The sequence below is a fragment of the Faunimonas sp. B44 genome (assembly GCF_052655945.1).
The window spans coordinates 387409-405247 of sequence record NZ_JBQYEX010000003.1 but is presented as its reverse complement, the minus strand read 5'-3'; the positions used below and the strand labels follow the sequence as shown (position 1 = coordinate 405247).

General features: G+C 69.3%; 15 protein-coding genes and 1 pseudogene. 7 read left to right on the top strand and 9 right to left on the bottom strand.

The genetic code is table 11. The features are described 5' to 3' along the window. Positions 1–2: 2 nt before the first annotated feature. The 9 genes from ACUN0C_RS08055 to ACUN0C_RS08015 form a co-directional block, all read right to left on the bottom strand. Positions 3–932, bottom strand: a complete 930-nt coding sequence (locus ACUN0C_RS08055; RefSeq protein ID WP_445465815.1) for a beta-xylosidase — start codon at positions 930–932, stop codon at positions 3–5. Next, entirely contained in the window at positions 929–1702 is a 774-nt protein-coding gene (locus ACUN0C_RS08050; protein WP_445465814.1) for a TIGR04290 family methyltransferase, read from the bottom strand. Before ACUN0C_RS08050 ends, ACUN0C_RS08055 begins: the two co-directional genes overlap by 4 nt. Positions 1703–1706: 4 nt before the next feature. Then, positions 1707–2522, bottom strand: coding sequence for a nucleotidyltransferase family protein (locus ACUN0C_RS08045; protein WP_445465813.1), 816 nt, complete (start codon positions 2520–2522; stop codon positions 1707–1709). A gap of 2 nt (positions 2523–2524) precedes the next feature. Continuing rightward, positions 2525–3628 (bottom strand): CgeB family protein, encoded by a 1104-nt coding sequence (locus tag ACUN0C_RS08040; RefSeq protein WP_445465812.1) that lies wholly within the window; start codon positions 3626–3628, stop codon positions 2525–2527. A gap of 16 nt (positions 3629–3644) precedes the next feature. Then, complete coding sequence (locus tag ACUN0C_RS08035) at positions 3645–4244, bottom strand: histidine phosphatase family protein (protein WP_445465811.1); 600 nt, start codon at positions 4242–4244, stop codon at positions 3645–3647. Then, a complete protein-coding gene (locus ACUN0C_RS08030; protein WP_445465810.1) occupies positions 4241–5338 on the bottom strand; it encodes an inositol-3-phosphate synthase in 1098 nt (365 codons plus the stop codon). The genes ACUN0C_RS08035 and ACUN0C_RS08030 overlap by 4 nt, the downstream gene beginning before the upstream one ends. 201 nt (positions 5339–5539) lie before the next feature. Further along, a complete protein-coding gene (locus ACUN0C_RS08025; protein ID WP_445465809.1) occupies positions 5540–7600 on the bottom strand; it encodes an amylo-alpha-1,6-glucosidase in 2061 nt (686 codons plus the stop codon). Then, a complete protein-coding gene (locus ACUN0C_RS08020; RefSeq protein WP_445465808.1) occupies positions 7587–9248 on the bottom strand; it encodes an alpha-amylase family glycosyl hydrolase in 1662 nt (553 codons plus the stop codon). The genes ACUN0C_RS08025 and ACUN0C_RS08020 overlap by 14 nt, the downstream gene beginning before the upstream one ends. Then, entirely contained in the window at positions 9173–9490 is a 318-nt protein-coding gene (locus ACUN0C_RS08015; RefSeq protein WP_445465807.1) for a hypothetical protein, read from the bottom strand. The genes ACUN0C_RS08020 and ACUN0C_RS08015 overlap by 76 nt, the downstream gene beginning before the upstream one ends. A 106-nt stretch (positions 9491–9596) precedes the next feature. Between ACUN0C_RS08015 and ACUN0C_RS08010 the strand changes: the two genes are divergently transcribed. The 7 genes and pseudogenes from ACUN0C_RS08010 to ACUN0C_RS07980 all read left to right on the top strand — a co-directional run bounded on the left by ACUN0C_RS08010 (position 9597) and on the right by ACUN0C_RS07980 (position 17830). Continuing rightward, positions 9597–10094 carry a YciE/YciF ferroxidase family protein gene (locus ACUN0C_RS08010; RefSeq protein WP_445465806.1) on the top strand — a complete coding sequence of 166 codons (498 nt, stop codon included), beginning with the start codon at positions 9597–9599 and terminating at the stop codon, positions 10092–10094. Positions 10095–10148: 54 nt separating this feature from the next. Then, a pseudogene (gene puuE / locus ACUN0C_RS08005) lies at positions 10149–11072 on the top strand (allantoinase PuuE); the annotation flags it as partial. Positions 11073–11089: 17 nt separating this feature from the next. Continuing rightward, entirely contained in the window at positions 11090–12340 is a 1251-nt protein-coding gene (locus ACUN0C_RS08000) for an allantoate amidohydrolase (RefSeq protein ID WP_445465805.1), read from the top strand. After that, on the top strand, positions 12337–13572 hold the full coding sequence (locus ACUN0C_RS07995; protein ID WP_445465804.1) for an ArgE/DapE family deacylase: 1236 nt from the start codon (positions 12337–12339) through the stop codon (positions 13570–13572). Before ACUN0C_RS08000 ends, ACUN0C_RS07995 begins: the two co-directional genes overlap by 4 nt. A gap of 126 nt (positions 13573–13698) precedes the next feature. Next, entirely contained in the window at positions 13699–15885 is a 2187-nt protein-coding gene (locus ACUN0C_RS07990) for a malate synthase G (protein WP_445465803.1), read from the top strand. 118 nt (positions 15886–16003) lie between these two features. Beyond that, positions 16004–16684 (top strand): hypothetical protein, encoded by a 681-nt coding sequence (locus ACUN0C_RS07985; protein WP_445465802.1) that lies wholly within the window; start codon positions 16004–16006, stop codon positions 16682–16684. A 66-nt stretch (positions 16685–16750) separates the two neighbouring features. After that, entirely contained in the window at positions 16751–17830 is a 1080-nt protein-coding gene (locus ACUN0C_RS07980) for an AI-2E family transporter (protein WP_445465801.1), read from the top strand. Positions 17831–17839 lie beyond the last annotated feature (9 nt).

Here is a 17839-nt window from a genome sequence, read left to right as displayed (position 1 = left end):
CGTCAGCCGGCGCTGACGCGCATCGGTTCACGCGTGGCGTTGCCGGATCCCGCATAGCGCCGGATCATGGCGGCGCAGAACTCGGCGAACTCCTCCTTCGCCTGCGGCGCGCTGGTGTGGTGCGGCGCAATCCCGCGATGCTCTGGCGTGAAGCAGAAGGTCACGGTCACGTCGAAATCCGCGAGCGCCTCCATCTGCCGGTCGAACCATGCGAGCGCGTCGGGCCGGAAGCTGTCGGCCCAGGAGAGCCCGGTCCGGAGGTGCCTCACGCCGAGCCGCTTCATCCATGCGACCGCATCGTCCAGCCTGTGGTCCTCGAAATGGAACCACTGGCAGATGCCGAGATCGGGCGTCAGTCCGGCGAAGCTCTCCGCTGCCGGCTTCGGCGTGCCGTCCTCCCGCAGCAGGCCCATGTAGAAGTGACGGTAGTAGGAAGACCCCTCCGCCTCCTTGTGCCTGGTCGTTGCCTCCCAGGCGCGCGGCAGGTCGTAGAGGCTGTACCAATGGATGCGCGGCACGTCGCCCCTGAGGAGCTCGGCCGTGCGGCGGAGGCCCCAGTCCTGCACCTCCTCGGCGCCAAAGCTCGACACCCCCACCTCGGTCACCCAGACCGGCAGATGCGTCACCGCGCGTATCTCCTCGACCCGCCGCGGCCATTCGTGGATCTGCCAGAGGTTCCAGTCGAGCGGGAAGCCGTGCAGCGCGACCACGTCGATCTCGTCGAGGACGCCGTATCCGATGAGCCGCGAGATGAAGGCCGCGTCGATCGGCGAAATGCCGCCGAGGACGCGCGGCAGGCTGCCGTTCTCGGCCCGGATCGCCTGGCCCGCTGCCTTGGCCATCTCGCCGAACAGCACCCATTCGGGATCGATCTCCGGGTCCCAGTGCGACTTGTTGTTCGGCTCGTTCCAGATCATCGCGGCTTCGATCATGCGCCCGCTCCCGTGGCGGGATAGACGGGGCCGGCACCGTAGGGCCGGTCGATACGGCGGCAGACATAGACCTCGTCCTCCGGGTGGCTCTCGATCCGGAAGCCGGCGCTGCGGAGCATGGCTTCCGCGCAGGCGCCGTTGGGGATCCACCAGTTGGTCGGGTCGCCGGCGTAATGGTGCTCGACGAAGTGCAGCTTCGGATAGCCGGGCCGGTCGAAATGGTCGCTGCTCCAGAACGGGTAGTCGCGGGCGACCGGCTCAACCTCGGCGCTGCCGCGCTGCATCGACTGGAACACGAGGATGTCCTTCGCGACGTGCTCGTGGATCAGGTCGAGCGCGAGCAGCGGATGGCGCAAGTGATAGAGGACGCCCATGAAGATCACCACGTCGAAGCGCTCGCGGAGCGCGCCGACATCGTAGACGGAGAGCTCCCGGAACTCGATGTCGAGGTCGAGGACTGCGGCGGCGAAGCGCGCCTGGCGGAGATAGTCGTCGTCGAAATCGACGCCGAGGACCCGTGCCGCCCCGCGCTTCTTCATCTCGATGGAGTAGAACCCGCCGTTGCAGCCGATGTCGAGCACCGACATTCCCGTGAGATCCGCAGGCAACGCGTTTGCGAACCGTCGCCACTTGACGCTCGGATAGTCGCCGAGGAAGTGCTCGGGCGCCGTCGCGACCCCGTTGAGGTCGATGTTGTGGAACCACGGGCCGAGCGAATCGGCCCTCCGCCGGATCTCGTCCGGCGACAGTTCGACTGTGGTCTCCCCCAAGTGCCTACTCCCCGTTGCTTGATCGGAATGCATCGCCCGCACGCCCGGCCGGCCGGCCGCGCTCGACATGATATCCGCCGCGCATCGCGTTCTCCTCGGCGGCCGCGCTGAGGAGAGCGATCGCCGAGCGGTATCCGTGCACCGTGCCGACATCGACATAGGCGTGGCCGGCGGGGACGCCGCGGGCCACGCCGCCGGCGGCCAGATAGGCGTTCGCCAGCGTCCCGAAATACTCGTCGCTCCGGCCGCGGGCCAGCCAGAGCGTGTGGAGGTCCGTCAGGACGCGGCCCGGCATGGTGAACGCGCCCCAGATCCAGCGGGTCGCCGCGGCCTGCCGCTTGACCTGGACTTCCAGGACCGCGCCGTCGGCATTCGTGACGACCGCGTCGAACAGCTCCGGCCGCTCGACCGGGAAGAGCAGAAAGGCGAGCGTATCGCGCGGCAGCTGCAGGAGCCCGTTCTCGGGGAACCAGACGGTGTCGGGCAGGCCCACGACGACCGGCTCGTCCGGCTGCACGAGGGGCATCGCCCGGAAGATGGCGTCGCACAGGCCGCTCGGCCGGGGCTGGACAACGTAGGCGATGGGCACGCCGCCATAGCCGGCGCCGTAATATTCCATGATGTCCGACTTGCCGGGCGAGATCACGAAGCAGATCTTCTCCGCGCCGCCGCGGATCATCCGTTCCACGAGGTATTCGCTGACCGCGCACGGGCGCTCGACGCCGTCGTCGAGCCGGCTGCCGACCGGCAGCAGCTCCTTGGAGAACGCCAGCGGCTGGATGCGGCTGCCGCGACCCGCCGCCGGAATGATGCCCCACATGGTCAAGCCCCTGCGTGGGCCAGCGCCGGCGCGCGGATCGGAGGCCGCGCCCCTCCGACCAGGCGCTCGAACTCGGCCGCACGCCGCTCGGACGTATGCTCGGCGAACACCCGTTCGCGCGCGCGGTTCGCGATCCGCTTCAGGTCTGCATCGGGAAGGTCGAGCGCGGCGAGCGCGTCCTCACTGCTCTCCGCGACGAGGATCTCCTCGCCCGGCGTGAAGAAGGCGTCGAGGCCGCTCCAGAGGTCGCTCAGCATGGGCGCCCCGCACGCCGCCGCCTCGAACAGTCGGCCCGACGGGCACCAGCCCATCGCCGCCATCGGACGGCGGGTGACGTTGAGCGTCAGCCGGCAGGAGGAGAAGAACGCCGGATGGTCGGCCGGCGGGACGTGGCTGACGAAGCGGATGTTCTCCGCCCAGGGATGGTCGCAAGGATATTGCGCGCCGCCGATCAGGAAGCGCTCGGCCGGCCGCCTGCGCGCCGCCTCGACTAGGAGGCGCTCCAGCGCCGGCTGCCGATCCTCGGCATAGGTGCCGAGATAGGAGAGCGCGGCGTCGAAGGCGGGATTCGGCGCCACTGGCCGGTGCATGTCCGGGTCGACGTGCCCGTAGAGCGGAGCGACCTGTCGTGCCCCGAGTGTGCGTGCGAGTCCGTCGAGGGCGGAACCGCCGGTATAGCTCAGGACCAGGTCGAAGCCCGACAATCCGTCCGGGCCGAGATAGCTCGGCCGTTGCCCCGCCTTCAGCCGGGACAGCGTCACCGGGGTATCGAGGTCGTAGAAGACGCGGAGCGCGCGCGAAGCCTGAAGCACCAGATCGGTGGCAGCGATGCCGTCCGGGCAGTACGACGTCACGATCGCCGCGTCGGCAGCGGCGATTTCCCGCTCCGCCTTGCGGCTGACGTCGTGCCAGGCCGGATAGAGGACCAGCCGGCCGCCCGGCAGTTCGTGGAGATCGCGACTGTCCGCGTAGTAGGGGACGTCGCGCTCGAAGAAGACGACATGGTGCCCGCGGCGCGCGAGCGCACGGCAGAGCCCCCGCCACAGCGTGGCGTGGCCGTTTCCCCAGGACGAGGAGACTGTCAGGCCGAAGACGACGATGCGCATGCGCACTCCTTCCGCCTCACCCGGCCGGCACCTCGTTCACAATCAGGACCTTGCCGCCCCAATCGCCCACCGCCAAAGCGCTGACGGAGGCCGGGCTGATCTCGAAGCGCAGGAGGTTGTCGAGGGGCAGGCCGAGATAGTGGGCGAGCGCCGCCCGGATCACGTCGGCATGGCTCACGACGACGACGGCGAGGCCGGCATAGGCCCGCCGCATGCTCTCCAGGGCGGAGACGGCCCGATCCTGCACCTCCTGGATGCTTTCGCCCCCCGGCGGGCGCGCCCGGGAGCGTGCCTCGTTCCAGAGCCGGCATTCCGGATCGTCCTTGAGGCTCTCGAAGCTGCGGCCCGTCCACGCGCCGAAATCGATTTCGGTGAACGCCTCGACGGGCTTCGGCGGCAGGCAGAGGGCATCGCCGAGGATAGCCGCGGTTTCGGCCGCACGCTGGATAGGACTCGTGAGCACGACGGCAATGCTGTCCCGCTTCAGCCGGTCGGCCAGCCGCCGCGCCTGGGCGATGCCGTCCTCCGCTAGAGCGATACCCGCCGCGCGGCCGCTGAGAACGCGGCCGATCTCCCCGTGGGCGGCATGCCTCACCAGCAGGAACGTCGCGGTCACGACCTCGCGCTCCCTCGGCCGTCCCCGTTGATGAAGTGCAGCGTGAGATCGCGCGCTTCGTTGTCCGTGAACTGCTCCGGCGGCGATTTCATGAAATAGCTCGACGGGCCGGTCAGCGCGCCGCCGATCTTGCGGTCGAGGCCGAGCTTGGCGCACCGCACCGCGTCGATCACGATCCCCGCCGAATTCGGTGAATCCCAGACCTCGAGCTTCAACTCGAGATTGAGCGGCACGCCGCCGAAGGCGGTGCCCTCCATGCGGATGTAGGCCCACTTGCGGTCGCTCAGCCACGGTACGAAATCGCTCGGGCCGATATGGACGTCGCCGGCAGGCAGCGGCACGTCGAGCTGGCTCGTCACCGCCTGCGTCTTTGAGATCTTCTTCGATTCCAGCCGCTCGCGCTCGAGCATGTTCTGGAAGTCGGAATTTCCCCCGAAATTGAGCTGGTACGTCCGGTCGAGCCGCACCCCGCGCTCGCGGAAGAGGTTCGCCAGCACACGGTGCACGATGGTGGCGCCGACCTGGCTCTTGATGTCGTCGCCGATGATCGGCAGCCTGCGCTCCTCGAAGCGCCGGCGCCAGTCGGGGCTCGAGGCGATGAAGACCGGAATGCAGTTGATGAAGGCGCAGCCGGCCTCCAGCGCCCGCTCGGCGTACCATTCCGTTGCGCGCTGCGATCCGACGGGAAGATAGGAGACGAGGACATTCGTGCCGGAGCGCTCCAGCACCTCCGTCACGTTCGCCACCGGCGCGTTCGATTCCTCGATTTCGTCGCGCAGATAGCGGCCGAGCCCGTCGAGCGTGTTCCCGCGTTCGACCCGCACGCCCGTCGGCTTCACCTCGGCGAAACACTGCGTGTTGTTGGGAGCCGCGAAGATCGCCTCGGAAACGTCGCGTCCGACCTTGGCCGCGCTGACATCGAAGGCCGCCGAGACCTCGATGTCGCCGACGGAATAATCGCCGATTGCAGGGCTCATGAGCCCGGGCACCGGTTCGTTCCCGTTCGCCTCGCGGTAGTAGCTCAGGCCCTGCACGAAGGACGAGGCGCAATTCCCCACCCCGATGATGCCAACCCGAACCGTCTCACCCGCCAAGGCCGTGTCCCCCGTTCAAAGCGCCGACTGTCGAGTCCGACGACCAGATGCGGCGATGATCGTCAACGGGGTATCGGTGTTCCGGCATGAGCATCGACGACCAACAGAGACGACGCAGGATGCGCCCGACAAGGTTTGCCGACGTTCAACGTGACCTGCACGGTTGGGTTCCGGAGTAGATCCTATTTTCTTTGTCGGCTTTCAAACCGGCGCGGATTCCCGCGCGGGTTGCAGATCTTCCGCATCGGCTTCGGCCGCGGCGCCTTCCGATGCCTTCGCCCAGCAGCGCAGCCATTCCGCGACGCTCCAGGCCTGCGAGATGCAGCCGCGCGCCATGAACGGCGCGTCGCCGTCGAAGATCTCGCTGATCGTGCCGATCCCGGCTTCCGAAAGATGTGTCGAATAGCCCGAAAGGAGGTCCCGCGCTGCGGGCCCGGCGGCGGGATCGATCTTCAGCCAGGCGTCGATATAGGGCCCGATCAGCCAGCCCCAGACGGTTCCCTGGTGGTAGGCAGCGTCGCGGGCGCGCAGATCGCCGAAATACCGGCGCTCGTAATCGCGATGGCCGGGATCGAGGGAGCGCAGGCCGACCGGCGTGAGGAGGCGGTCCCGCACGGTCTCGAACACAGGCCGCCAGCGCGCCTCATCGAGCACGGGATGCGGAAGCGCGATCGCGAAGATCTGGTTCGGACGGCACGCCGGGTCGTCGCCCGCCTCGCCGTCGACGACGTCGTAGAGGTGGCCGAGCCGGTCCGACCAGAACCGCTTGTTGAAGGCGCTCCGGGCCCTCTCGGCATGGCCGGCGATCGCGGCGGCGCGGTCGCCGTGGCCGGCGCGCTGCAGCCAGGATTCGAGCAGGCGCATGGCGTTGTACCAGAGCGCGTTGATCTCGACCGGCTTGCCGCGGCGGGGCGTGACGACCCAGTCCTCGACCTTGGCGTCCATCCAGGTGAGCTGGTAGCCCTCCTCGCCCTGGCGCAGCAGCCCGTCCTCCGGATCGACGCGAATGCCGAACCGCGTCCCCCGCAAGTGACAGTCCGCGATACCCTCCAGCACGGGCAGCATCCCCTGCACCGTGTTCCAGTCCCCTGTCAGGCGGAGGTAACGGTCGAGCGCATGGAAGAACCAGAGCGTCGCGTCGGCAGTGTGATAGAGGCCGTGCGTCTCCCCTTCGGGGAACATGTTCGGGATCAGCCCGTCGCGGACGTAATGCACGAAGGTCCGCAGGATCCATCCCGCCTCGCCGGGCCGCCCGGTCGTGAGCGTGAGGCCCTCGAGCGAGATCATCGTGTCCCGGCCCCAGTCGGTGAACCAGTGATAGCCGGCGATCACCGTCCGCGCCTCGTCACCCACCGCGCGTGCACGCGCCTTGTCGGCAAGGCGGCCGACCGGGTCGATCACGAAGGAATCGGCGCTGAGGACGAGCTCGGCCGCCATGCCCTCGCGCAGGCTCGGATCGGCGATGGCGATGAGCCGGCGCCGCCGCTGCCGTTCGTATTCGAGCGACTGGGCGCCGGTCAGCGAGGATATCGCATACCAGGGGTCGGTCGAGGCGCAGAAGGCGATCCGCCCGTTCTCCGGGGAAGCCGTGAAAGCGCCGGGGCTCCAAAGCAGTCCGAGCGAAGCATGGCCGCGCTGGGCCTCCTCGCTGTAGGTGAACTCGGCATGTCGCCCGCCGTCGAGTTCGAGGCGCGCCTCGTCGCCGGCGAGCATCATGCGCAGGGGCGGCAGGCCGTCCGGCGTCTCGACCTCGTAGCGCGCGCCGGATGCGCGCAGAACCGGGACCGCCCGCTCCCTGCCCTCGAGGGCGGCTTCGATCTCGCGGAAGCCGAGCCACGGGCGGAGCATCAGCGAGGCGTCCGAAGGCCCTTCGAAATCGTAGATCACGTCCACCGTGTTCTGCAGGTGGCGCATCCCGATCCGCTTCTCGATCACGATACCGTCGGCCACCTCGTACCGCCATACGGGCAGGTTGAGCTCGAGGCGGAAATGGGCCGGAAGGCAGGCGTTCTCGCCGGTGCCGAGACGCACGATGGTCCCGTCCGGGAGCCGCACGTGCTCGTCGAGCGCCGTTAGCATGACGGTCCGCCCGAACGGAGCGGGCAGCGACGAGACCAGGAGCCCGTGATAGCGGCGCGTGATGTCGCCGAGGATGCCGGCGGAGGAATAGCCGCCGAGGCCGTTCGCGATCAAATATTCGCGGTCCTGCTCCTGCCGCAGGCTGGCGGCGTCGATCGTGCGGATCGGATCAGGAGGGTTCATGGTCCGGCCTCATCAGGATTGCGCTGTGGGCAGGAAGGCGCCAGCCTTCCGGCGTCTCGACGGGCGGGGTTCCCGATCCGCCATATTGGGGCCTTTCGCTCGACCATGCGAGGCGCCATTCCCCGCCGGCCGGGGGCGCCACCAAGGGATCGGCGATCGACCGCCTGAAAAGGTCCGGCCCGAGGTTGACGAGGAGCAGCCTGTCGTCCGCCGCACTGAGGAAGCGGAGCGCGAACGCCTCCGGCCCGAGCACGGCGCCGTCGATCGCAATATCGGAATGCGAGAGCACCGGATCCTCGCGGCGCAGCCGGATCAGGTCCCGGTGCAGGGCGACCGCTTCTCGGTTCCGCTCCGCCTCGCCCCAGTCGAGCTTGCAGCGCTCGAACGTGGACCGGTCCGTGGGATCGGGAAGCGTGCCCTCCGAATCCGCTGCCGCCAGGCTGGCGAACTGCTTCACGAAATCGAGCCGCCCCGATCGCACGCTCTCGCCGAGCTCCCCATCGAAATCGACGAAATAGAGGAACGGCCTGGAGCTCCAGAAGCCTTGCCCCTGGAAAAGCAGCGGCGTGCCGGGGACGAGGAGGAGCAGGGCGGTGATCGCGCGCGCCCGGCCGGGGCTCGTCAGCTGGTGCAGGCGCCGCCCGTGGCCGAGATTGGCGATCTGGTCGTGGTTCTCCAGGTAGTTCACGAAGCGGCGGAGCGGGACGTCGAAGGCGGGCGTGCCGCGGCGCTTGCCCTGCCAGGCGTAGAACTGGCCCTGGAACAGGTAGCCGCGCCTGGCCGCCGAGACGAGCTCCTGCGGGCTGCCCTCGTAGTCCGTGTAATAGGCTTCGCGCCGGCCGGTTACGGCGACGAGCGCACTGTGGTGGAAGTCGTCGTTCCAGAGCGCGTCGAGGCCGAGGCCGCCGTCTTGGCGCGCCCGCATCAGCTCCGCCCGCTGCGGTTCGTTCTCCCCGAGGACGAGCACCTTTCGGCCGCCCGCCGCTTCCCGGCAAACGCGGACGATCTCCGCCAGGATGTGGGGCTCGGAGCCGTCGTGGAGCGCCTGGGTGGCGTCGATCCTGAGGCCGTCGAGGTGATACTCTTCGGTCAGGCAGCGGACGTTCGCGAGCACGAACTCGCGCACGCCTTCGGATCCCTCCCGGTCGAAATTGAGGGGCGCGCCCCATTCGGAATCGAGATCGCGGTTCCACCAGCTATCGGCGAAGCGGCCGTGGCATCCGCCCTTCGGGCCGAAATGGTTGTAGACGACGTCGAGGATGACGCCGATGCCCGCCTCGTGCGCGGCATCCACGAAACGGCGGAAATCGTCGGGGCTGCCGTAATTGTGGTTGGGCGCGAACAGCGCCACCCCGTCGTAGCCCCAGCCGAACCGTCCGGGATGGTCGGCGACCGGCATCAGCTCGAGCGCCGTGACGCCGAGGTCGCGGAAATGCGGCAGCCGGGTCGTGGCCGCCGCCCAGGTTCCCTCGTCCGTCAACGTGCCGATGTGGACTTCGCAGAGCACTTGCCCCGTGAGTTCCAGGCCGGTCCAGGCGCCGTCCCGCCAGCGATAGGCGTCCGGATCGACGATCAGGGACCATCCCTCAGCGTCGTCGGGCTGGCACCGCGAGGCCGGATCGGGGCAGAGCCCGTCCTCGCCCCCCAACCGGACCCATATCGGCCGCCGGGGCCGGCGCCGGGCACGAACCCGGAAAAATGGCCGCTCGGCTCCCTGGCGAGCGCGTGGTCGCCAAGCCCCTGGACGATCACGCTCACCTTGTCGCGCGCCGGAGCCCAGACGCGGAACGAAGTGCCGCCGTCCATCGGCTCGGCACCGATCGGAAGCCGCCTCTCCTCCGGCGGCACCGGCGAAAGGAGAAGCGGGTCGGAAACCCTCATGTCGGCCATTGCCGCTGAACGATGCCTGCCGCCCGCGGTTCCCGCAGCTTTCGGAACTGCGGTCCAGCGCGATGCATTTTCCTGGCGAGGAACGGCAGTGTCGAAGGAAAGGCCGATGCAGATCGAGAGGTTTCGCGAGATGTACATTGCCGAGCTGCAGGAGGCCCGGAGCGTGGAGGCCATGCTGGCGGAGGCGCTTACTCGGATGTCGGAAGCGGCGGAGAACGGCGATCTGAAGGAGGCCTTCCGCCTCCATCGCGAGGAGACCCGTGCGCATGGCGAGCAGGTCGAGGCAATCCTGAAGCGCCTGAAGGCTGCGCCGAAGGAGCACAGCGATCAGGCCATGCAGTCCATTCTCCGGGAGGCGGAGAAGATGTTGGAGATGATCGAGCCGGGGCCGCTCCGCGACGCCGCGCTGATCGCATCCGCCCAGCGGGTCGAACACTACGAGATCGCGCTCTACGGAACGCTGGCGACCTATGCCAGTTCGCTCGGGCTGGAGGAGGACCAGCGCCAGCTCGGCGATATCCTGGAGGACGAGAAGGCGACCGACGAGGAACTGTCCGATATCGCCGAAGGCATCGTGAATCCTTCGGCCATCGAATCCGGCTGAACTCGCTCGCTGCGCCGCTTGCGCGGGCAGCCGTTCTCCGGTCATCTCGCGCGCATGAGCCCCGCGCACTCCGGAAGACTCACGCCGGATTATCCCCGCGATCTCCGCGGTTACGGCCGCGAGACGCCCGACCCGTCCTGGCCGGGCGCGGCCTTCATCGCCGTTCAGTTCGTGGTCAATTACGAGGAAGGCGGCGAGAATAACGTCCTCCACGGCGACCCCTCATCGGAGGCGTTCCTCTCCGAGATCGTCGGTGCGCAGCCCTGGCCGGGGCAGCGGCACTGGAACATGGAATCGATCTACGAGTACGGCGCGCGCGCCGGGTTCTGGCGCCTCCACCGCCTGTTCGCCCGCAAGGGGATCCCGGTCTCCGTCTACGGCGTGGCGACCGCGCTCATGCGCTCGCCCGATCAGGTGGCGGCCATGAAGGAGGCGGACTGGGAGATCGCTTCGCACGGGCTGAAGTGGATCGAGTACAAGGACTTCGACATCGAGACCGAGCGCGCGCACATGCGCGAGGCGATCCGCATCCACACCGAAGCGACGGGCGCGCGCCCGCTCGGCTGGTACACGGGACGGGCCTCTATGAACTCGCTGCAGCTCGTCATGGAGGAGGGCGGCTTCCTCTATTCCGCGGATTCCTACGCCGACGACCTCCCGTACTGGGTGGCGGGCCCGACCGGGCCGCAGCTCGTCGTGCCCTACACGCTCGACGCCAACGACATGCGCTTCGCGACGCCTCAGGGCTTCAATTCGGGAGACCAGTTCTTCGCCTACTTGCGCGATTCCTTCGACGTCCTCTACCGGGAGGGCAGGGAGGGCGCGCCGAAGATGCTGTCCATCGGGCTCCACTGCCGCCTCGCCGGCCGGCCCGGCCGCGCCGCCGCGCTGGAACGCTTCGTCGATTACGTCGCCGGTCATGATCGCGTCTGGATTGCCCGACGGATCGACATCGCGCGCCACTGGCACGCGGTGCACCCGTTCCGGATGCCTGCGTGAGCCGTCCCCCTGATGCTGCCGCCCGGCGGCTGATGGAGCGGCTCGACCTGCTCGCCGGCTTCAGCGACGAACCCGACGCCCTCACCCGCCTCTACCTCTCGCCTGCCCATGCCCACGCCGCTGCCCAGGTCATGGAGTGGATGCGCGAAGCGGGAATGAGCGCCCGGATCGATGCGGTCGGAAACGTGGTCGGCCGGTATGAGGGCCGCGAAAGGAGCGCCCCGGCGCTCCTCATCGGATCGCACATCGACACGGTGCGCCAGGCCGGGCGCTATGACGGCCCGCTCGGCGTCCTGGTCGGCATTGCCGCCGTCGAGGAGGTTGCGGCGAGAGGCATCCGCCCTGCCGCCGCGATCGAGGTGATCGCGTTCGGCGACGAGGAGGGCGTGCGCTTCCCGACCACGCTCTCCGGCTCGCGCGCACTCGCCGGGGCGTTCGATCCCGCTTCGCTCGACATGCGCGACGAGGACGGCGTCACGCTGCGTGAGGCGCTCCTCCATTTCGGCTGCGATCCGTCGGGGATCGCCAGCCTGGCGCGTCGCCCGGAAGATGTGGTGGGTTATGTCGAGGTCCATATCGAGCAGGGCCCCGTGCTCGAGCGGGAAGGACTTCCCGTCGGCGTCGTCACCGCCATCGCCGGCGCAACGCGGGCGACAACGGAGGTGAGGGGCGAGCCCGGCCACGCCGGCACCGTGCCGATGGCGCTCCGCCGCGATGCGCTCGCGGCGGCAGCCGAGATGGTGCTCGCCGTCGAAGCCGTGGGGAAGTCCGAGCCGGACCTCGTCGCCACCGTCGGACGGATCGCTGCGGCCCCGGGCGCCGTCAACGTCGTTGCCGGCCGGGCGGAGTTCACGATCGACCTTCGGCATCCCGTCGATCGCCGGCGGGAGGCGGCTTTCGAGGAGGTCGGGAGGCGGCTTTCGGAGATCGGGCGCCGGCGCGGCGTCCGCGCCGAAATGCGTCTCACCCATGCGGCACCCGCCGTCCCGTGTTCCCCCTGGCTGATCGACGCGCTGGCCGCGGCGGTGACGGCGGCCGGCCTGCCCGTGCGCCTCCTGCCGAGCGGGGCCGGCCACGATGCGATGGCGCTTGCGCCGCTCTGCCCCATCGGCATGCTGTTCGTGCGCTGCCGGGGCGGCGTGAGCCACAATCCGGCGGAAGCGATCACCGCGGAGGATGCGGGTGCGGCGCTCGACGTGCTCCTGCGGCTCCTTCTTCAACTGATGGATCGGACGGAGCCGCGATGAGCACGCCTGCCGAACGGATCGCCACGTATCTCGACGCCTGGCGGGCGGAGATGGAATCCTTCCTCGCGACCCTCGTCCGCGTTCCGTCCGACAATCCGCCCGGCGATTGCGCCCGCCATGCGGAGGAGACCGCGCGCGCTCTCCAGGCGCTGGGCTTCGAGGTCGAGCGCCATCCCGTCCCGCCGGACCTCGCCCGCCGCCACGGCATGGTGTCCTGCACCAACCTGATCGTCCGCCGGAGCTTCGGGCCGGGCCCGGTGATCGCCCTCAACGCGCATGGCGACGTGGTCCCGCCGGGCGACGGGTGGAGCGAGGATCCCTACGGCGCGGCGGTGCGGGACGGCTGGATGTACGGCCGCGGCGTGGCCGTCTCGAAGTCCGACATCGCGACCTATACCTATGCGCTCCTCGCGCTGCAGGCGGCCGAGGTGCCGCTCGCCGGCACGGTCGAGCTCCACATCACCTATGACGAGGAGGCGGGCGGAGAGATCGGCCCCGGATGGCTGCTCGCCGAAGGCGTGACCGCGCCCGACCTCGCCATCGGCGCCGGCTTTTCCTACGCCGTCGTGACGGCCCACAACGGTTGCCTGCATCTCGAGGTGGAGGTGAAGGGCCGCTCGGCGCATGCCGCCATGCCGTACACGGGGATCGACGCGCTGGAGGTCGTGACCGATGTGCTCGCCGCCCTCTACGCCTACCGTAAGGTGCTCGCCGGTCGGCGCTCGGACGTGGCGGGGATCGGCTCGCCCCAGATCACCGTCGGCCTCATCCACGGCGGCATCAACACGAATGTCGTGCCCGACAGGATCACCTTCCGGCTCGATCGCCGCATCGTCCCGGAGGAGAGCCCCGCCGAGGTCGAGGCGGAACTCCGGAACCTCATCGAAGGCATCGCCGGGCGCCACCCCGGCGCGTCCGTCGAGATCCGCCGCATCCTCCTGGCGCTGCCGCTGGTCGAACTGCCGGGCGCCGGGCGCCTGGTCGAGCCGCTCTGCCGCCACGCGAGCCGCCTCATGGGCGAGCCGGTCGTCGCGAAAGGCGTCCCCCTCTACACGGACGCGCGCCATTATGCGGAGCGGGGGATTCCGATCGTGCTCTATGGCGCGGGTCCGCATACGATCGAGGAGGCGAACGCGCACCGCGCCGATGAACGCCTGCCGCTGTCCGACCTTCGGAAGGCGGCCGAGGTGGTCGCGCTGACGCTGCTTGATCTTCTCTCGCCCTCGCCTTGAACGCCTCGTCGGCAGTGTCCGACTAAAGACCAATCGTATGCAGTGGCATTTCGAACGAGGTTGCTGCTATGCAGCAATCTTGGAGGAGGCGAGCCTCTTCGCAGACCGGGTGGCAGGAGGTTCGGAATGGCGGAACGCGTGGAGATCGGAGGCCTTCGGGTCGCGCGGGTGCTTCACGACTTCGTCAACCAGGAGGTCCTGCCGAACACCGGCGTCTCCGCCGATTCCTTCTGGGCCGGCTTCGACGGGATCGTCGCCGAGTTCGCCCCGCGCAACCGCGCGCTGCTTCAGGAGCGCGACCGGCTCCAGGCCGAGATCGACCGCTGGCACCGGGATCACCGCGACGCCGGCTTCGAGTTCGAGACCTACAAGGCCTTCCTGCGCGAGATCGGCTATCTCAGGCCCGAGGGCGAAGCCTTCGAGGTGACCACCGCCAATGTCGATCCCGAGATCGCGACGATCGCGGGGCCGCAGCTGGTCGTGCCGGTGACCAATGCCCGCTACGTCCTGAACGCGGCCAACGCGCGCTGGGGCAGCCTCTACGACGCGCTCTACGGCACGGACGTCATTCCCGATGCCGACGGCGCCGAGCGGGGTGCGAAGTTCAATCCCGTGCGCGGCCGAAAGGTAATCGATCGCGCGCGGGCGATTCTCGACGAGGCGGCGCCGCTCGCCAACGGATCCCACCGCGATGCCGTTGCGTACCACATCGCGGGCGACGGCCTGGTGGTGAAGCTCGCCGACGGCAGTGCGACCCACCTCGCCGACGCCTCGAAGTTCGCCGGCTATGCAGGCCAGGCGGATGCCCCGACCGCGATCCTCCTGGTCAACCACGGCCTGCACATCGAGATCCGCATCGACCGCGATCATCCGATCGGGGCCACGGATCCGGCCGGCGTCGCCGACGTGATCCTCGAGGCGGCGGTGACCACCATCGTGGACTTCGAGGATTCCATTGCGGCGGTCGACGCCGAGGACAAGGTGCTGGCCTACCGCAACTGGCTCGGCCTGATGAAGGGCGAACTCACCGCGTCGTTCGAGAAGGGCGGCGGCACCGTGGAACGCGCGCTCAATCCCGACCGCCTGTACCGGACGCCGGACGGCGACGTGCTGACGCTGCCCGGGCGCAGCCTCATGCTGGTCCGCAACGTCGGCAACCTCATGATGACCGACGCGGTGGTCGATGCCGCCGGCAACGAGATCCCGGAGGCAATCCTGGACGGCCTGATCACCACGGCGATCGCGCTGCACGATGTCGGCGAGTACGGCCGCCGCAAGAACAGCCGCCGGGGCTCCGTCTACATCGTGAAGCCGAAGATGCACTCGCCGGAGGAGGTGGCCTTCGCGGGCGAGCTCTTCGGGCGCATCGAGCGGCTGCTCCGGCTGCGGCCCACGACGATGAAGATCGGGATCATGGACGAGGAGCGGCGGATGACGCTGAACCTCAAGGAAGCGATCCGCGCGGCAAGCGACCGGATCGTCTTCATCAACACCGGCTTCCTCGACCGCACCGGCGACGAGATCCACACCTCGATGGAAGCCGGGCCGATGATCCGCAAGGGCGACATGAAGAATGCGCCCTGGCTGCAGGCCTACGAGGACTGGAACGTCGACGTCGGCCTCGAATGCGGGCTGCCCGGCCGTGCGCAGATCGGGAAAGGCATGTGGGCCATGCCGGACCGCATGGCCGACATGCTGGCGGCCAAGGGCGTCCACCCGCAGGCCGGCGCGAACACCGCCTGGGTGCCGTCGCCGACTGCGGCCACGCTCCATGCGCTGCACTACCACCAGGTCGATGTCGCCGCCCGCCAGGAGGAGCTGCGCTCCCGCGGGCGCGCCGCCATGGACGCCATCCTCGCGATCCCGATCGCGCGCCGGCCGAACTGGTCGCCCGAGGCGATCCAGCAGGAGCTCGACAACAACGTCCAGGGCATCCTTGGCTACGTGGTGCGCTGGGTGGAGCAGGGCATCGGCTGCTCCAAGGTGCCCGACATCAGCAATGTCGGCCTGATGGAGGACCGCGCGACGCTGCGCATCTCCAGCCAGCACATCGCGAACTGGCTGCATCACGGCATCGTCGACCGCGACCGGGTCACGGCGACGATGAAGCGCATGGCGAAGGTCGTCGACGAGCAGAACGCGGGCGATCCGCTCTACCGTCCGATGGCGCCGGGCTTCGACGAGAGCGTCGCCTTCCAGGCTGCGCTCGATCTGGTCTTCAAGGGCCGCGAGCAGCCGAACGGGTATACCGAGCTCATCCTGCACGCGCGGCGCCGCGAGGCGAAGGCGAAATACGCCTGCGGGTCGAACTGAAACAGAACGGCAACACCGGCCGAGAATCGGCCGCCGGCAGCGCGCGAGCCTTTGCAGCCGCCGTGTGGGCCGCTATGCGCTTGGCATGATGAGGCCGACCACGAGGCGCTGGTCCTGCTTGCTCGTGCTCGCCGTGCCGCTGGCGGCGGCCGGGTGCGGGACGGACGACGCCATGAATATGCTGGCTCCGACCGCCTATCAGACGGTGCCCTCCATCACTGCCGAGCCTTCGGTGCTGGAAGAGATGGCGGCGAACGCTCCGTCCGCGGGCCCCGATGCACTGCCGCAGATCGTTGCGCCCGCCCCGAATCCCCGCCCGGACGCAGCCGCCGGCAGCGTCGCCCCTATGGCGCCGCCGCCGGTCGCGATCGCATCCGTCGATCCTGTCGCCGCCGCGCCGTCGACCACCGGTGCGATGTGCCGACCCGGGCAGGTTGCGGTTCCGGTCGCGCCGCCGAGGGCGGCCGCAGTGGCGGGTCGCTCCGTATCCGCGCGGCGGGGTGGAGTCTGGACCGGCTCCGATCTTCCCGGCCCCTGGCTCGCCAGCGACGGATCGCCGGGCTGCGGGTGCCAGTTGACGCTCGGTCCGGGCCCTGGCGGTGGCCCGGCGACGTCGATGGGCTGCGTCACGCCGGATCTCGGCCGCATCTCCGCCTGGCATCTGGAAAGCATCGGCTTCGGGAACCCCGACCTCCTTCTTCTGGGGAGCGACGGGCGGGTGGTGGCGCGGCTCGATGCGCGCGGATCACGCTATTTCGATGGTGCGGTCGCGGGCACACCCTTTACGTTGTGGCGTTGACGCCCGCGAGAGGCGCGCCCGTCTTGCTTTCACCCGCCGTGCCGCGGCCTCAGGAGAATCTGCTCGATGGTGCCTGAAGCCGGCCCCCCGACGAGCCTCGCTCGCTCCGCCACGCTGGTCGCCGCGGTCGTCACCGCCTTCGTGGTCGCGACTTTCGTCGTCTGGCACGCCGCGAGCGCCCTCCTGCTGATCTTCGCGGGGATCGTCTTCGCCGTGGCGCTCGATGCCGGGGCGCGCGCGCTCGGTCGGGTGATCGGCGGCGGGCGTCGGTTCAGGCTCGTGCTGACGGCGCTCGTGCTCGTTCTCGTGGTGGGTGGGGCGCTCGCCTGGAGCGGAGCGAGCCTCGCGCAGCAGGCCGGGAGCCTCGTCAGCACGCTCGGCGAGCAGGTCACCCGCCTCATGGACCTGCTCGGCCGGATCGGGCTGCGGCCTTCGGAGAACGGGGGAGCGGGCGAGCCGATGCAGGGGCTGCTGCCGAGCGCGCGCGCGCTTTTCGGCGGCGCGACCAATGCGCTCTTCGCCACCTTCGGCGCGGTCGGCAACATTGCGCTGGTGCTCTTCCTGGCGATCTTCTTCGCCTGGGATCCGGGCATATACCGGACGGCGCTGGTCAGCCTGCTGCCGCGCGACCGCCGCGAACGCGTCGCCGACGTGCTCGACGAGTCGGTCGCCTCCCTTCGGCGCTGGCTGACCGGGCAGGCGATCAGCATGCTCGTGATCTTCCTGCTCACTTACGTGCTCCTTCTCCTGGTCGGCATGCCGTTCGCCCTGATGCTCGCGCTTCAGGCGGGCCTGCTGGAGTTCATCCCGACGCTCGGCCCGATCATGGCGGGATTGGCGATCGTGCTCGTCGGGCTCTCCCACAGCCCCGAGATGGCGGCCTGGGGCCTTGCCATCTACCTCCTCATCCAGGGGGTGGAGAGCAACGTGCTGAACCCGATCGTGCAGCGCCATACGACGCGGATTCCGCCGGCCTTCAGCCTCGGCATGCAGCTGCTGCTCGGGGCGCTCTTCGGCGTTCTCGGCGTCGCCCTCGCGGTTCCAATCGCGGCGGCGGGCATGATCCTCGTGCGGGAGCTCTACATCCGCGACGCGCTGGGCGGCGAATGGGAGGAACGCGCCGCCGCGACGTCGGAGAAGCGGTAGGCGGCGAGG

What these genes read in the sequence shown, in the direction of transcription:
- ACUN0C_RS08055 (WP_445465815.1), bottom strand. Translation starts at nt 932, where the DNA reads ATGATCGAAGCCGCGATGATCTGGAACGAGCCGAACAACAAGTCGCAC.
- ACUN0C_RS08045 (WP_445465813.1), bottom strand. Translation starts at nt 2,522, where the DNA reads ATGTGGGGCATCATTCCGGCGGCGGGTCGCGGCAGCCGCATCCAGCCG.
- ACUN0C_RS08040 (WP_445465812.1), bottom strand. Translation starts at nt 3,628, where the DNA reads ATGCGCATCGTCGTCTTCGGCCTGACAGTCTCCTCGTCCTGGGGAAAC.
- ACUN0C_RS08025 (WP_445465809.1), bottom strand. Translation starts at nt 7,600, where the DNA reads ATGAACCCTCCTGATCCGATCCGCACGATCGACGCCGCCAGCCTGCGG.
- ACUN0C_RS08015 (WP_445465807.1), bottom strand. Translation starts at nt 9,490, where the DNA reads ATGGCCGACATGAGGGTTTCCGACCCGCTTCTCCTTTCGCCGGTGCCG.
- ACUN0C_RS08010 (WP_445465806.1), top strand. Translation starts at nt 9,597, where the DNA reads ATGCAGATCGAGAGGTTTCGCGAGATGTACATTGCCGAGCTGCAGGAG.
- ACUN0C_RS07995 (WP_445465804.1), top strand. Translation starts at nt 12,337, where the DNA reads ATGAGCACGCCTGCCGAACGGATCGCCACGTATCTCGACGCCTGGCGG.
- ACUN0C_RS07990 (WP_445465803.1), top strand. Translation starts at nt 13,699, where the DNA reads ATGGCGGAACGCGTGGAGATCGGAGGCCTTCGGGTCGCGCGGGTGCTT.
- ACUN0C_RS07980 (WP_445465801.1), top strand. Translation starts at nt 16,751, where the DNA reads ATGGTGCCTGAAGCCGGCCCCCCGACGAGCCTCGCTCGCTCCGCCACG.